This window comes from Streptomyces sp. NPDC048481, from assembly GCF_043200075.1.
Lineage (GTDB): Bacteria > Actinomycetota > Actinomycetes > Streptomycetales > Streptomycetaceae > Streptomyces.
On record NZ_JBICXC010000011.1, the window covers coordinates 59,245 to 73,761 of the forward strand.

Annotated in this window: 10 protein-coding genes; 4 read left to right on the plus strand and 6 right to left on the minus strand. The window is 73.5% G+C overall.

Features of this window, described 5'->3' with window-relative positions:
* Positions 1 to 44 precede the first annotated feature (44 nt).
* A complete protein-coding gene (locus ACGFSH_RS27910; RefSeq protein ID WP_393353358.1) occupies positions 45 to 5,222 on the plus strand; it encodes a family 43 glycosylhydrolase in 5,178 nt (1,725 codons plus the stop codon).
* Between the two features lie 157 nt (positions 5,223 to 5,379).
* On the opposite strand, the gene ACGFSH_RS27915 is transcribed toward ACGFSH_RS27910, so the two are convergent.
* Positions 5,380 to 5,742, minus strand: coding sequence for a hypothetical protein (locus ACGFSH_RS27915; RefSeq protein WP_393353360.1), 363 nt, complete (start codon positions 5,740 to 5,742; stop codon positions 5,380 to 5,382).
* 71 nt (positions 5,743 to 5,813) lie between these two features.
* On the minus strand, positions 5,814 to 6,452 hold the full coding sequence (locus tag ACGFSH_RS27920) for an STAS domain-containing protein (protein ID WP_393353361.1): 639 nt from the start codon (positions 6,450 to 6,452) through the stop codon (positions 5,814 to 5,816).
* A gap of 126 nt (positions 6,453 to 6,578) precedes the next feature.
* Between ACGFSH_RS27920 and ACGFSH_RS27925 the strand changes: the two genes are divergently transcribed.
* Positions 6,579 to 6,926 (plus strand): helix-turn-helix transcriptional regulator, encoded by a 348-nt coding sequence (locus ACGFSH_RS27925; protein ID WP_393353363.1) that lies wholly within the window; start codon positions 6,579 to 6,581, stop codon positions 6,924 to 6,926.
* A gap of 232 nt (positions 6,927 to 7,158) precedes the next feature.
* Positions 7,159 to 9,075, plus strand: a complete 1,917-nt coding sequence (locus ACGFSH_RS27930) for an NlpC/P60 family protein (RefSeq protein WP_393353364.1) — start codon at positions 7,159 to 7,161, stop codon at positions 9,073 to 9,075.
* 19 nt (positions 9,076 to 9,094) lie between these two features.
* Here ACGFSH_RS27930 and ACGFSH_RS27935 read toward each other — a convergent pair whose 3' ends face one another.
* On the minus strand, positions 9,095 to 9,268 hold the full coding sequence (locus ACGFSH_RS27935) for a hypothetical protein (RefSeq protein ID WP_393353366.1): 174 nt from the start codon (positions 9,266 to 9,268) through the stop codon (positions 9,095 to 9,097).
* Positions 9,269 to 9,372: 104 nt separating this feature from the next.
* On the opposite strand from ACGFSH_RS27935, the gene ACGFSH_RS27940 reads away from it, so the two are divergent.
* Positions 9,373 to 10,056 (plus strand): class I SAM-dependent methyltransferase, encoded by a 684-nt coding sequence (locus tag ACGFSH_RS27940; RefSeq protein WP_393353367.1) that lies wholly within the window; start codon positions 9,373 to 9,375, stop codon positions 10,054 to 10,056.
* 46 nt (positions 10,057 to 10,102) lie between these two features.
* Here the strand turns inward: ACGFSH_RS27940 and ACGFSH_RS27945 are convergent, their stop codons facing one another.
* The 3 genes from ACGFSH_RS27945 to ACGFSH_RS27955 form a co-directional block, all read right to left on the minus strand.
* Entirely contained in the window at positions 10,103 to 10,678 is a 576-nt protein-coding gene (locus ACGFSH_RS27945; RefSeq protein WP_393353369.1) for a phosphatase PAP2 family protein, read from the minus strand.
* Positions 10,671 to 12,062 carry a diacylglycerol/lipid kinase family protein gene (locus tag ACGFSH_RS27950; protein WP_393353370.1) on the minus strand — a complete coding sequence of 464 codons (1,392 nt, stop codon included), beginning with the start codon at positions 12,060 to 12,062 and terminating at the stop codon, positions 10,671 to 10,673. Before ACGFSH_RS27950 ends, ACGFSH_RS27945 begins: the two co-directional genes overlap by 8 nt.
* A gap of 196 nt (positions 12,063 to 12,258) precedes the next feature.
* Positions 12,259 to 14,391 carry a DUF1996 domain-containing protein gene (locus tag ACGFSH_RS27955; RefSeq protein ID WP_393353585.1) on the minus strand — a complete coding sequence of 711 codons (2,133 nt, stop codon included), beginning with the start codon at positions 14,389 to 14,391 and terminating at the stop codon, positions 12,259 to 12,261.
* Positions 14,392 to 14,517: the final 126 nt, after the last annotated feature.

A 14,517-nucleotide genomic window follows, 5' to 3' on the forward strand; every position in this document is an offset into this window, starting at 1 on the left:
ACTCCTGCAACATCACGTCACACGGCTGAAACGGCGGTCCCCCCATGGCGCACAGACATCGACTCCGCGGCCGGACGCGACACGGGACAGGACAGCTCGCCGCACTGACCGCCGTGACCCTGCTCGTGGGCCTCGCCGGGACGGCCGTTCCCGCCGGGGCCACGGAGGCCGCCGACGTCACCGATGGCCTGGCCCTCTGGTACAAGTTCGACGGGGCCTCGGGCACGACGGTCCCCGACGCCTCCGGCCACGGACTGAACGGCACGCTCAACGGGACCGCCGGCTTCTCCTCGTCCGGCCAGGGCCTCTCCTTCAACGGCTCCGACACCTACGTCAAAATGCCGAACGACGTGCTGAAGGGCATGACGTCCGTCAGCGTCGCGATGGACGTGAAGATGGACGCGGCCCAGGCCACGCCGTACTTCCTCTACGGGTTCGGCAACACCAGCGGCGGCAACGGCAACGGCTACCTGTTCGCCACGGGCAACTCCCTGCGCGCCTCGATCGCGACCGGCAACTGGTCGACCGAGCAGAACACCAAGCCCGCCGACTCCCACAACCTGGCGCGCGGCGTGTGGAAGCACCTCACGTACACCCAGTCCGGCACCACGGGCGTGCTGTACGAGGACGGCGTCGAGGTCGCCCGCAACACGTCGGTGACCATCACCCCCGGCGCGATCGGCTCGGGCACGACCACCGCCAACGCCGTCGGCAAGTCCGTCTACTCGGGTGACCGGCTGTTCAAGGGCAGCATGCGCGACTTCCGCGTGTACAACCGCGCCCTGGACGCCGGCGAGGTCGAGCAGCTCTCCCTGCCCGTCGCCACCCAGGGCGTCGCGGACGACAAGGCCGCACTGACCCTCGGCGACACGAGCGCCGTCACCGCCGACCTGACCCTGCCGACGACCGGCCCGGCCGGCGGCTCCCTCGTCACCTGGTCCAGCGACCACCCCGGCGTGGTGTCCGACGCGGGCAAGGTGACCCGGCCGGCCGCGGACGAGCCCGACGGTCACGCCACGCTCACCGCGACCCTGAAGAAGGGCTCCGTCTCCGCCACCCGGGCCTTCGACGTCACGGTCCTGCCGGCCCTCGACGACAAGGGCGCCACCGAGCAGGCCGCCGCGGCCCTCACCGTCCACAACCTGGACGATGCGCGCGGCAACCTCACCCTTCCCGCGACGGGCGCGTACGGCACCACCGTGACCTGGTCCTCCGCCGCGCAGGACGTCGTCTCGGCCGACGGCGTGGTGCACCGCCCCGCGCACGGCGCCGGCGCCGCCACGGCCGCCCTGACCGCGACCGTCGCCAAGGGCGAGGCGCGGACCACCCGCACGTTCACCGCGAAGGTCCCCGAACTCCCCGTGAAGGAAGCCCTCAAGGGCTACATGTTCAGCTACTTCACCGGCGAGGGCACCGCGGACGGCGAGCAGCTCTACGCGGCCCTGAGCAAGGGCGACGACCCGCTGAAGTGGCGTGAGCTGAACGACGGCAAGCCCGTCCTCACCTCCACGCTCGGCGAGAAGGGCCTGCGCGACCCGTTCATCATCCGCTCCCCCGAGGGCGACAAGTTCTACCAGATCGCCACCGACCTCAGGATCTACGGCAACGGCGACTGGGACCGCTCGCAGCGCTCCGGCAGCAAGTCCATCATGGTGTGGGAGTCCACCGACCTCGTGCACTGGACGGACCAGCGCCTGGTGAAGGTCTCCCCGGACAGCGCCGGCAACACCTGGGCGCCGGAGGCGTTCTACGACTCCAAGCTCGGCCAGTACGTGGTGTTCTGGGCGTCGAAGCTGTACGACAACCCCGCGCACTCCGGTGACACCTACAACCGGATGATGTACGCCACCACCCGCGACTTCTACACCTTCAGCGAGCCCAAGGTCTGGATCGACCGCGGTTACTCGGTCATCGACTCCACCGTCATCCAGCACGACGGCACCTACTTCCGCCTGTCGAAGGACGAGCGCAACAACACCTCCTCCACCCCCAACAGCAAGTTCGTCTTCGAGGAGAAGAGCGACTCGCTGCTCGACCCGTCCTGGACCGCGGTCGCCGAGGGCATCGGCAAGGGCGCGATGAACGCGGCCGAGGGACCGCTGGTGTTCAAGTCCAACAGCGAGGAGAAGTGGTACGCCTTCCTCGACGAGTTCGGCGGCCGCGGCTACATCCCGTTCGAGACGACGGACCTCTCCTCGGGCAACTGGACCCCGTCCACCGGCTACGACCTGCCGTCGAAGCCGCGTCACGGGACCGTCCTGCCGGTGACGCAGGCCGAGTACGACCGGCTGCTGCGCGCCTACCAGCCGGACCAGATCGTCACCGGCGTCGAGGACGTTCCGGTGAAGACGCGGATCGGCGAGGCGCCGGTGCTGCCGGCCACCGTCATCGCCACCTACGCCGACGGCGCGAAGCGGCCCGTCACCGTCACCTGGGAGAAGGTCGACCCGTCGCGGTACGCGCAGGCCGGCTCCTTCACGGTGAAGGGCGACCTGCCCGGCGACGCGGCGATCGACGTCCACGCCGACGTCACGGTCTCCGCCGAGGGCCCGGACGTGCCCGCCGACCTGCTCCTGCACTACGGCTTCGACGAGAGCGGCGGCAGCATCGTCCGTGACTCCAGCGGCCACGGCTACCACGGGACGTACGTCCGCACGCCCGCCTTCGGGACCGGCGTCGACGGCGGCTCGTTCAAGATGTCCGGCGGCTCCAGCACCTCCGACTCGCCGTACGTGAAGATTCCCAACGGCGTGCTGAAGGGCGCCGACAGCGTCACCGTCTCCACGTACGTCAAGTGGAAGGGCGGCGACAACTTCCAGTGGCTGTTCGGGCTCGGCCCGGACAGCGACAGGTACCTCTTCGCCACCCCCTCCAACGGCAGCGGCAAGCTGTTCTCCGCGATCACCAAGGCCACCTGGTCCGGTGAGAAGCAGATGATCGGCGGCGCGCAGCTCACCCCGGGCGCGTGGAGGCACCTCACCGTCACGCTCGACGGCGCGACCCAGACGGCGGTCCTCTATGTGGACGGCGCCGAAGCCGCCCGCGTGAACGGCGTCACCGTCAAGCCGTCCGAGCTGTACGACGCGGCGAAGGACGCCTCGGGCTACATCGGCAAGTCCCTGTACTCGCCGGACCCGTACTTCGCGGGCGAGGTCGACGACTTCCGGATCTACAACCGGGCCCTGACGCCCGCCGAGGTCCTGGAACTGGCCGGCAACACCACCGGCATCGCCGCGGCGACCCACCCGGCGCTCAAGGTGGACGCGCTGATCGACGACAAGAACAGCACCGTCGTCCTGCCGCTGACCCAGGGCAGCGACGTCACCGCCCTGGCCCCGCAGTTCACCCTGGCCCACGGCGCGGGCATCACCCCTGCCTCCGGCGCCCTGCGCGACTTCAGCAAGCCGCAGACCTACGAGGTGACCGGCTCCGACGGCGCGAAGCGCACCTGGACGGTGTCCGCGCTCATCATGAAGAGCCCGGTCCTGCCGGGCCTGAACGCCGACCCGAACATCGTCCGCTTCGGCGACACCTTCTACATGTACCCGACCACCGACGGCTTCGACGGCTGGAGCGGCACGCAGTTCAAGGCATGGTCCTCCACCGACCTGGTGCACTGGACCGACCACGGCGTCGTCCTCGACCTGGGGCCGGACGTGAGCTGGGCGGACAGCAGGGCCTGGGCGCCGACCATCGCCGAGAAGAACGGCAAGTACTACTTCTACTTCTGCGCCGACGCCAACATCGGCGTCGCCGTCTCCGACTCCCCCACGGGTCCCTTCAAGGACGCCCTCGGCAAGCCCCTGCTGAAGGCGGGCCAGTTCCCCGGCCAGATGATCGACCCGGCGGCCTTCACCGACGACGACGGCACGTCGTACCTCTACTTCGGCAACGGCCACGGGTACGTCGTCCCGCTGAACGACGACATGACCTCGATCGACACCGCGAAGGTCCAGGACATCACCCCGAGCGGCTACAACGAGGGCGCGTTCGTCGTCAAGCGCAAGGGCGTCTACTACTTCATGTGGTCGGAGAACGACACCCGGGACGAGAACTACCGGGTCGCCTACGCCACCGGCCCCTCCCCCAACGGCCCGTGGACCAAGCGGGGCGTCATCCTGGAGAAGGACCTGTCCCTGGGCATCAAGGGCACCGGCCACCACTCGGTGGTCCAGGTCCCGGGCACGGACGACTGGTACATCGCCTACCACCGCTTCGCGATCCCCGGCGGTGACGGCACCCACCGTGAGACCACCGTCGACAAGCTGGAGTTCGACGCCGACGGGCTCATCCGCAAGGTCGTGCCCACACTCACGAGCATCGACCCGGTCGCCGTCGTGCACGCCGGCCCGGACGTCAAGGGCGTGGAGGGCGACCGGATCGCCCTGAACGGCACGCTCTCGGGGACGGGCAGCCCGAAGTGGACGGTCGACAAGGGCGCGCCCTGCACGGTCGCCGCCCCGACGGCCGCCCGCACGACGGTCACCTGCACCGACGACGGCACGTTCACCCTCACCCTGACCGGCGGCCGCAGCACCGACACGGCCGTCGTCACGGTGGCCAACGCGGCGCCCTCGATCACCTCCGCCACCGGCCCCGGGTCCCCCGTCCCGGTCGGACGTCCGGCGGCCGTCACCGTCAGGTTCGCCGACGCGGGCGCCCGTGACACGCACACCTGCGTGGTCGACTTCAAGGACGGCGGCAAGCCGGCCAACGGGGTCGTCACGGGGTCCGGCTGCCGGGCCGAGCACGTCTACACCACGGCGGGCCTCTTCCGTCCGGTGATCACCGTCAAGGACGACGACGGCGGCACGGCCGCGCTGACGCTGCCCGAGGTCGTCGTGTACGACCGGGCCGCCGGACCGGTGGTGGGCTCGGGCCTGTCCACGTCCCGCGGCAAGCCGTTCTTCTCCGTCTCGGCCGGGTACCTGCCCGGGGCCACCGCCCCCGCGGGCGTGGTCACCTTCAGCCTGAAGCAGGCGAAGCTGACGTTGCGGTCCGCTCACCTCGACTGGCTGGTCGTGTCCGGCAAGCGGGCGCTCCTCCAGGGCTCCGGCAGCGTCAACGGCAAGAGCGGTTACAGCTTCCGCGTCACCGCCACCGACAACCCGGACACCTTCCACATCAGGATCTGGAAGACGTCCGACGGGAAGGTCGTCCACGACACGGGCGTCATGACCCGGATCGCCGGCGTGATCAAGATCGGGCCCGCCCACCACTGAGCAAGAGCCCGGTGCGTGAGCGCGCCGGGCGGTCAGAGTCACGGTTCATGGGCCTCCTGCCACCGCGGGGGGCCCATGCCCGTGCGGGGAACGGTCCGGTGGGCGGCGGGGTGCGTGGGCCGCCTCGGACTCCGTGCCGGGCCGGGCCGTTTGCGTGTCAGCGCGGGGTGCGGCTCCGGTCCGACGCCCGCGTGCGCAGCAGGACCGCTCCGGCGACGGCGGCCGCCGCGCCGGCCGCGCACACGCGGCCGTGGGAGCGCCAGGACAGCACCGAGCCGACCGAGGCGGCGGACAGCACAGAACCGGCGCTGAGCCAGGAGCCCACCGCGGCCACGGACGCGGCGGAGCCGACGGACCCCACCGACAGAAAGCTGCCGACCGAGCCGATCGAGAGGCAACTGCCCACCGAGCCGATCGACAGGAACGAGCCGACCGAGCCGACCGACAGCGTGGAGTCGCTCGACCACAGGGAACGGCGGGAAGCCCCGGCGCCCGCATGCCTCGCCACAGATCTCCTCATGGCCCGAGCATAGGACCGCGGGCCCCGGGACGACCGGCCGCTCGCGGGGCGCGGCAGCCCGGCCCCGACGGTCACGGGACCGGCCCCGGTGCGGCGACGGCGTCGGTCGGCGGCGCGCTCGGGTCCGCCGCCGCGGACGGCGGGGAGCCGGGACCGCCGGATGCCGGGCGGGTGCGCAGGTCGCGTAGTCCGGCCTCGACGCGCAGGGCGTGCCCGCCGCCCTCGCCCGGTGCGTCGCCCGGCCCGCCGCCGAGGGCGGCAGCCGAGGTGCCCGCGGCGGGACGGGTGGTGTCCGGGGGGTCGGGGGTGCCGCAGGGGCCGAACAGCGGGGCGGTGCCGGTGAGGTCCAGCAGGCGGGCCACCGGTGGACTCACCGTGCGCACGGCGACCGTCTTGCCCTCGCGCAGCCCGTCCTCCCGCGCGCCGAGCAGCACGTTCAGGGCGGAGCAGTCGCAGAAGGCGACCGCGTCGAGTTCGAGATCGATCCCGTCGGCCGCGACGGCGAGCGCTTCGTGCAGCGCCCGGTCCAGCCGCCCGGTCGAGTCCAGGTCGAGATCTCCGCGCACGGCGACGACGGCACGGCGGCCGGCGGGACGCACGCCGATCACGACTGCGGCGTCCGGCGGACGGGGGCGGACGGCGCGGTCCGTTCCGGCTCCCGTGCGGGCATCCACGCCCGCGGCGTTCGCGTCATGGGCTGAATCCGGCATGACCGCCTCCCCGGTCACTCCACATGTCATCACCAGGGTCACTCCCGATCCCGTCATACGTCAACCAATACACGAAATGTAGTTCCGGTATTTGTATGCGTGAACACCTGGACATAGGATTGCCCCATGGAAGGGGTGCCCGAGCCACACAACGGATGGACGTTTCTCACCAACCACGCGCGCGTGCTCGCCGCCATCGCGGACGACAACAGCGCCCGCATCCGGGACATCGCCGCGCACTGCCGGCTCACCGAACGGGCCGTGCAGAAGATCATCGCGGACCTGGAGCAGGACGGCTATCTCTCCCATACGCGAGAAGGGCGCGGCAACACCTACCGGATCGAGCCCGACAGGGTGCTGCGCCATCCCGCCGAGGCGGGGCTGAGCGTGGCGGCGCTGCTCTCCCTGCTGGCCCAGGACGAGGCGGTCCGCACCCGCCGTCCCGCCGCCGAGGCGAGCCGCCGACGGCCGTGACAGGGCCGCCCCCGACGCCCGGACCAGCGGCGCGAGGACCGGCGAGAGACGAAGGTCACGACTGCGTATCGGACATTTAAGACCTCAATCTTCACGCCAGGCACACAAGTTGGCTAAGTTGACGCCAGGCCGTTCGACTGCCCGTCAGGGCAGGGGGCTTGAGGCGCCCGCAACAGGGGTCGCCCCGATTCCGCCGCCCAACCGCGGCGGGCACGGAAGGAGTACGTCTTCCATGGCGACGGATCGCAGCCCGCGCTCCCCAGGCAGCAGCGACGAGCCGAGTCGGGCGGAGATCCAGCGGCGGGTCAGTTCGCTCTACGACCGGGCCGAGAGCGACACGGGCACCTACAACGCGACACGCGCCATGTCGGGCCGCTCCCGCAGGACGTCCGCTCCCGCCCCCGGCGGCGGACGCCGCTCGGGCGACCCGTCGCTCGACGCGGTGGCCAGGCAGTGGTTCGACCGGGCCCGCGACCGGGTCGGGCCCACCGTCCCCGCCGTGCTGCCGGCCGACCGGCTGCCGGCCCCCGCCGCCCGGCCGGCCCCCGCCGCGGAACGCCCCGGCGACAGCGCCGTCGTGCGCGAGCTGGAGGCCGCGGTCCGACGGACCCCCGAGCTCACCGGACGCGCGGTCGCCGCCCTGCCCGCGGTGCCCGAGCCCCGTCAGGGCGAGCCCAAGGCGCTGGCGCCCGCCCCGGCCGCCCTCCCCGCCCTCACGGCCGGTCCCGCCGCCCCCGTCCCCGCTGCCGCCGCGCCCGCTGACCGGCAGGCCTCGCTCAAGAGCACCAAGGAGCGCAACGGGCGCAAGCTCGCCGCGGCCCGGGACATCCTGGCCCGCGCCGTAGGCGGCCCCGCTCCGGCCCTGCCCGCGGCCGCCCCGGCAGCCGCCCCCACGGCCGTCCTGCCGGTGCTCGACGCCCAGCCCGTCGCGGCCCAGCCGGTCCAGCAGTCCTGGGACACCGCCGAACAGCAGGCGTTCCGGGCGGAGATCACGGCCGCGTGGGCGGGCCGCCCCGCCGCCGGTCCGCCCGACCCCACCGGCGCCGACGCGCTCCTGACCACGACGGGCCCGCTCGCCGCCGTCACCGCGACGCCGGGCTTCCCGGCGCAGACGGCGGACTTCGGCGTCCAGGCACCGGCCTTCGCCGCCCCGGCCTCCGGCCTCGGCGCCCCGGCGCCGGGCGCCGCCGCGCCCGTGGCGGGTTTCGCGCCGTCCGAGGCCGCTCTCGTCGCGTCCGTCCTCGCTGCGGCGCCCGACCCGCTCACGCCGCAAACGGCGTCCTTCGCGGCGCAGGCGGGCGCCGTCCTGCCCGAACCGGGCCTGCGCGCACGGGAGTCCGGCATCCTCACGCCCGACGGCGGGACCGGCGGCCTCACGGTCGCGAACGGCTACCCGGTCCCCGACCCGGCCCTCGCCGCCGCCTCGTCCGGCTACCCCGTGCCCGACTTCGGTCTCCCCGTGGCGAACCCCGGTCTCCAGGCGTCCGCCGACGCGCTGACGGGCGGCTTCGGACAGCCGGCCGCCGGCCCGGTCGTCGCCGGGCCCCCGCCGGGCCAGGTCGCGCCCGAACTCCTGCCGACGGGACCGGAGTACGGCTTCGCCCCGGCGGCCGACGCGCTCGTCGCAGACCGGCCCGGCGTCACCGTGCCCGCGTGGGACGTGGTCACCGTCGGCTCGGGGTACCCCGCCGTCGCGAGCCTCGCGGCCCCCGCCGCTCCGCTCGCCGCCGCCGCGGCGTCGGTCGCGGGCCCGGCCGACGCGACGTTCCGCACCACCGGCACCGCGTACCTGGGGAAGGCGGACAAGGCGCTCGCCTTCGCCCGCGCCCAGGTGGGCAGACCGTGCGTGTGGGGAGCCACCGGGCCCGAGTCCTACGACTGCTCCAGCCTCACCCAGGCCGCCTGGCGGGCCGCCGGGGTGACCCTGCCGCGGTCCGCCATCGACCAGGCGAAGGCCTTCACCCGGGTCAGCCTGGCCGATCTGCGCCCGGGCGACCTCGTCTTCTTCTTCGACGACCTCCGCCACACGGGACTGTGCACGGGCGACGGGATGATGATCCACGCACCGGGCCCGGGCGCGTCCATCCGCGAGGAGGCGATCCTCCCGTTCGGCGAGGGCGCGCTGCGCGGCGCCGTCCGGCCCGCGTGAGGGCGCGGGCGCCGCTGCGTCAGCCCACCGCGGATCCGGCCCGCGACTGAGCCCTTCTGGCGTTGTTGTAGGCGCGCAGGAGGAGTTTGGACACGGCGCAGGGCGACCGGTCGAAGTGACACTGGCGGCAGGTGCGCGCGTGCTCCTCGTAAGCGGCGCGGGACTGCTGCAGGGCGTCCTCGGGAGTGGTCATGGGGGTCCTCCGAACGGAACGACGGTGTGCCGGGGCGTGGCTACTCGCGAGTAGGTTCCACGTCAAGAGGATTGGATCATGTTACTTACGGTAGTGAAAAACGCATGACCGGAACCGCACGTCACGACAGGGGGACCGACTTGACGGACGACGACGGACGGCGCGCGGCGCGGGTGTTCGACGCGCTGGGGCCCGCGTACGAGACGGCCTTCGCGCACTCGCAGGCGCACCGCGCCTCGCTGGACTGGCTGCTCGGGCGGCTCGCGCCCGGCAGCCGCGTGCTGGACGTGGGCAGCGGGACCGGCCGGCCGACGGCCGAGATGCTCGCCCGCGCGGGCCACGAGGTGCTGGGCGTCGACGTCTCCCCCGTCATGGTGGAGCTCGCGGCCCGGCAGGTGCCCGAGGCGCGGTTCCGCTGCCTCGACGCACGCGAACTCCCGCTGCCGGAGAACTCGCTGGACGCCGTCTGCGTCTACTTCTCCCTGCTGCAACTGGACCGCGGGCAGCAGGCGGAACTGGTCGCCAGGCTGGCGCGGGCGGTACGGCCGGGGGGCAGCGTGGTGCTGGCGACCGTGCCGCTCGACGTCGAGGGCGTCGACGCCGTCTTCATGGGGCAGCCCGTGCGCGTGACCAGCTTCGCGGGCGAGGCACTGGTCGAGCTGGTCACCCGGGCGGGCCTGACCGTGCTGGCCGAGGAGAACGTGCTGTTCACCCCCGACCATCCCGAGGCCGTGCCCGAGCCGCACCTCTTCCTCCACTGCGGCCGCCCCGAGACGGCCGCGGGGTAGGCGGGCGGAAGGGCGGCCGGCGGGCCGGCCCGGTCGGCGGGGCCACTCAGTTCCTCGCCGCGCGAGCCGCCAGCCCGACGACCAGCGCCGCCGAGCCGGTGCCCAGCAGAGCGCCGGCCACCACGTCACCGGGGTAGTGCACGCCGGTGTGGACCCGCGAATAGCCGACCGCGCAGGCCAGCAGCCCCAGCGGAACGGCGGCGACCGGCAGGGTGGGGCCCACGGCGGCCGCGAACGCCACGGCCGACGCCGTGTGCCCGGACGGGAACGACGCCGAATGCGGCATCGGCACGTGCCGCCCCGGGAACGGCGAGTCCTCGGCACGGTGCGGACGCGGGCGGCGCACCAGCTTCTTGCCGAGCAGATTGGCGGACGCCGAGGCCACACCGATCGCGGCCACGCCCAGCACGGCGGCCCGGCGCGGACGGCCCCGGCGCAGCGACAGCGCCGCGGCGACGGCGAAGGACAGCTTGGAGTGGTCGGCCGCCGCCGACAGCCGGCGCAGGGCGGTGTCCAGGGTGGGCGTCCTGGTCACGGTGACCGCCTCGTACAGGGCCTGGTCCAGCGTGACGAGGTCGGTGACCAGGCTCCGGGCGGAAAGCTTCGGGCGGCGGTCAGACATCGTAGGCCTCCTTGACGGTGCGGGGGTCGGAACGGCCGAGGGCCAGGCGGACGATCCGCCGCCAGTCGACCGTGGGGGGAGCGTAGGCGGCGCCCGGCCGGTGCCGGGGCACCCTGACCCGCAGCGCGGCGGGCCGTACCGTGCAGACGACGGGGGCGGCCAGTTCGAGGGCCTCGCCGTCGACGGCCACCGCGATGCGCTCCCGGTCGGCCTCGACGACGACGCGCCGGGAGGTGACGGAGGTGATGCCGCCCGCCCGCTCGCCCAGCAGCGCGATCTCGGCGGCCTGCGCCGCGCCCTCGACCCGCACGCCGATCACCCCGAGCAGGCCGGCGTCCAGCCTGGGGCGGCGGCCGCCGCCCAGCGGATCGGCGCGGGCGTACGCGTTGTTGCTGACCAGAAGGGCCTGCGGGGCGTGCATCTCGGTGTCGTCCGTGCGGACGTGCAGGACCGGCGCCGCGTCGCCCTGGAGCAGGTCCGGCAGATGGTCGAGGGCGGTCGCGGCCTTGGCGTCGCGGTAGTCGGGGCTCTGCACTATCTCCGCGTACGCGCCGAAGGAGACGGTGTTGACGAAGGCGCGCCCGCTGACGTCGCCGAGGTCCACGCGCAGTTCGACGCCGCTGGTGAGGGCGTCCAGGCTGAGCACGGGATCGGTGCGGTCGAGGCCGAGGTCCATCGCGAAGTGGTTGCGGGTGCCGGCGGCGACCACCAGGAACGGCACGTCGTGTTCGGCGGCCACGGCCGCGACCAGCGCCTGGGTGCCGTCGCCGCCCGCGACGCCGAGCAGGTCGGCGCCGTCGGCGACGGCCCGGCGGGCCTCCTGAGCCGGATCGGTGTAGGTGTCGTCGGCCCCGAGCACGATCACCTTGGCGCCGAGCGCCTCGGCGCGCTCGACCAGACGGTGCTTGACCACCTTGCCGCCGCCCGAGCGCACGTTCATGATCAGCACCGGACGGCGCGGCGGCGGGGTGCGGCGGCCGTGGGTGCCCTTGGGGCGGCGCACGCTGCGCAGCGAGGCGCGGGCCGAGGCCAGCGCGCCGGCCCACAGGGCGAGCGCGCCCACCGCCACCGGCCACAGCCCGGACAGCGCGTACAGCACCATGACGCCCACGGGCGCGGCGAAGGCCACCACGGCCCCGAACAGGCGGGCTCCGCCCCGGTGCGCCAGCATCCACCACACGCCGGCCCCGGCCACGGCGAGCAGCGCGAACCCGGAGAGCAGGATCAGCCAGCCGCCCGCGCCCGCGCCCGCCAGCACCACGGCCGCGCAGCCGGCGACCAGGAACAGCGCGAGCCGGGCCCAGCCCCGCGCCCGGGCGACGGCGTCCAGCCGCAACGGGCCGATGTGCGCCGGCGCCCACTTCGTCCTACGTGTCTCGTTCACCGTGCGCCCGCCATGCTCCGTGGCTCCTCGTTGTGCGTCGACAGCGCTGACGATCTCGGTCAATTGTCCATGGCCGGGCGGCATGGCGTGACCGGGCCCCCGCGGTCGGGTGCGTCGGTGCGGCGGGCGCGCCCCGGACCAGACGCGAGCAGGGGCCCGTCGGAGGTCCGACGGGCCCCTGCTCGTGCGGTCGGGGTCAGGTGCGCCTGGTGCTGCGACGCAGGACGACGAAGCCGCCGATCACCAGCAGGGCTCCCAGCGCGCCGGGCCACAGGTTGGCGCCGGTCTCGGCGAGGCCGCCCTGGACCGCCTGGGGCTCGGTGCCGCCGACGGTGGAGCCGGAGCCCGTGTCGGAGCCGGAGCCGGCGTCCACCGGGGGCGCCGAGTCGCCGGAGGACGGCGTGGGGGCGGCGGCGGACTCCGGAGCGGTCGCCGGGGCGCCGATCTCACTGCCCGAGGCCGCGGTGGGCGCCGACACGGGGGCCGAGACGGCCGCCTTGGGCGAGGGCTTGGTGTAGACGCGCGGCTCGGTGCTCGCCTTCGCAGGCGCTCGGGGCGACTCGGGAGCCTGGGGCTGCTGCGCGCCCCCCTGCCCCTTGCCCTCGTCACCGCTGCCGCTGCCGCTGCCGGCACCGGAGCCATCGTTGCCGGTGTTGCCGCCGTTGCCGGAATCGTCGTTCCCGGAACCGCCGCCGGCGTTGCCGTTGTCTCCGGCGTTGCCGTTGTCTCCCGTGTTGCCGCCGTTGGCGGCGTTCCCGCCGTTGCCGGTGTTCCCGCCGTTGTCGTCGCCGTTGCCGGTGCCGGCGTTCGCGGAGCCGTCGTCACCGCCGTTGCCGTTGCCGGCGCCGTTGTCGCCGCCCTGGTCGCCGCCGCCGTCGCCCGGCTTCGCGCCGGCGCCGCAGGTGCGGCCCTGGTTGATGCAGTCGACCATGTCCCGCATCAGCTTTTCGTCGAAGACGTTGATGAAGTCGCCGTGGTCCGTCACCGGCTTGTGCAGCTGCTCGGGGAAGGAGTCCACCGCGAACAGCGGGGTCGTCCGGCCGCCGTCCTGGAGGCTCGGCGCGTCGACGTCGTACACGATGCGCTGGACCAGCTGCGGCACCGCCTTGAAACCGTTCGGGCAGGAGCCGTCCGCGGCGGCGAAGGCCACGTGGGTGCGGTGGTTGGCGCTGTCGATGTTGGCGCCGTCCCAGCAGCTCTGGAAGCGGAAGGTGCGCACCACGTCGCTGCCGGCCGGGCAGAGCGGGTACTTGTCCTTGAGCTGGCGGTCCTCGAACCCGGTGCAGCTCCACGAGGCGTTGGCGTTGGCCGTGCCGTTGACGAAGGCCTTGGCGTCGCCGGTGATGATGCGCAGCAGCCGGGGCATGGCGGTGACCTGCGAGCGCGGGTTGCCGACGAAGGTCAGCGTGACGTCCTTGGCGGTGACGATCTTGCCGGCGTTGCCCTCGACCCCGCCGCCGGGGCTGCCCGCGTCCCGCTCCTGATCGCCGTTCTGCAGGCGCAGAACGGGCCAGTAGTAGGTCGACTTGTCACCTTGGTCGACGCAGCTCGTCTCGGCCTTCGCCAGATCGTCGTCGGAGGCGAAGGCGCTGTTGGACTGGTTGCCGATGTAGTCGTGGAAGTGGTGGGCGCCGTTGGAGACGCCCGGCGCGACGATCACGTTGTCCGAGTTGAACAGCCCGTTGGCGTTGACTCCGCAGCTGCTGGTGAACGTGCCGCGGGAGGGGCCGGACGCCGGGTCCGGGGTCTGCGAGGGCTGGACGGACTTGATGTCCGCGTAGTCCGCGGCCACCGGCCCGTTGCCGGCCTGACCGCCGTTGCCCTGCCGGCCCTCGCCGCCCTGCCGGCCGTCGCCCTTCTGGCCGTCGTCGCCCTGCCGGCCCTGGTCGCCGTTCTGGCCGTCGGCCCCGCTCTCGTCGCCGTTGCCGTCGGCGCCCCCGTCGGCCTGGTCGTTCGAGGCGCGCAGGGTGCACGCGGCGAGGGACTCCAGGCCCTCCGGGCGGGCGCCGACGCGGTCGATGGCGACCGCGATGCGTTCGAGGGTCGCGCCGCGCTTCTCCTTCAGCGGGTTCATCACCGCGTTGTCGGCGAAGCCGGCGTCCTGCCGCACGGCCTGGGCCGAGTCCTGCAGTTGGCGGTAGGCCGCGGCGATCTGCTCGTCGAGCCGGGCGAGTTCGCGGTCGACGTCGGCGGACGCCGCTTCGGGCACGTCGGTCAGTTTGCTGCCGACGTCCGGACAGTCCACGGTGACGGCGCTGTTGCCGGCCCGCCGGGTCGTGTTGCCGTCGGAGCCGTCCTCGGTGGCCGAGGCGTACACGTTCGCCGCCATCAGGCCGCCGCCGCCCAGCATCAGGGCCGCGGCCAGGAAGGTCGCGCGTCGTCCGCCCGTCGGGCGTCTGCGCCTGTTGTGTACCAAGGAGTGCTCCTACGCGTCGTGGGCGGCCATGGACAGGAA

Coding starts and splice junctions, on each gene's coding strand:
- ACGFSH_RS27910 (WP_393353358.1), top strand. CDS start 45: ATGGCGCACAGACATCGACTCCGCGGCCGGACGCGACACGGGACAGGA.
- ACGFSH_RS27915 (WP_393353360.1), bottom strand. CDS start 5,742: ATGAGGAGATCTGTGGCGAGGCATGCGGGCGCCGGGGCTTCCCGCCGT.
- ACGFSH_RS27920 (WP_393353361.1), bottom strand. CDS start 6,452: ATGCCGGATTCAGCCCATGACGCGAACGCCGCGGGCGTGGATGCCCGC.
- ACGFSH_RS27925 (WP_393353363.1), top strand. CDS start 6,579: ATGGAAGGGGTGCCCGAGCCACACAACGGATGGACGTTTCTCACCAAC.
- ACGFSH_RS27930 (WP_393353364.1), top strand. CDS start 7,159: ATGGCGACGGATCGCAGCCCGCGCTCCCCAGGCAGCAGCGACGAGCCG.
- ACGFSH_RS27935 (WP_393353366.1), bottom strand. CDS start 9,268: ATGACCACTCCCGAGGACGCCCTGCAGCAGTCCCGCGCCGCTTACGAG.
- ACGFSH_RS27940 (WP_393353367.1), top strand. CDS start 9,373: ATGACCGGAACCGCACGTCACGACAGGGGGACCGACTTGACGGACGAC.
- ACGFSH_RS27945 (WP_393353369.1), bottom strand. CDS start 10,678: ATGTCTGACCGCCGCCCGAAGCTTTCCGCCCGGAGCCTGGTCACCGAC.
- ACGFSH_RS27955 (WP_393353585.1), bottom strand. CDS start 14,391: ATGGCGGCGAACGTGTACGCCTCGGCCACCGAGGACGGCTCCGACGGC.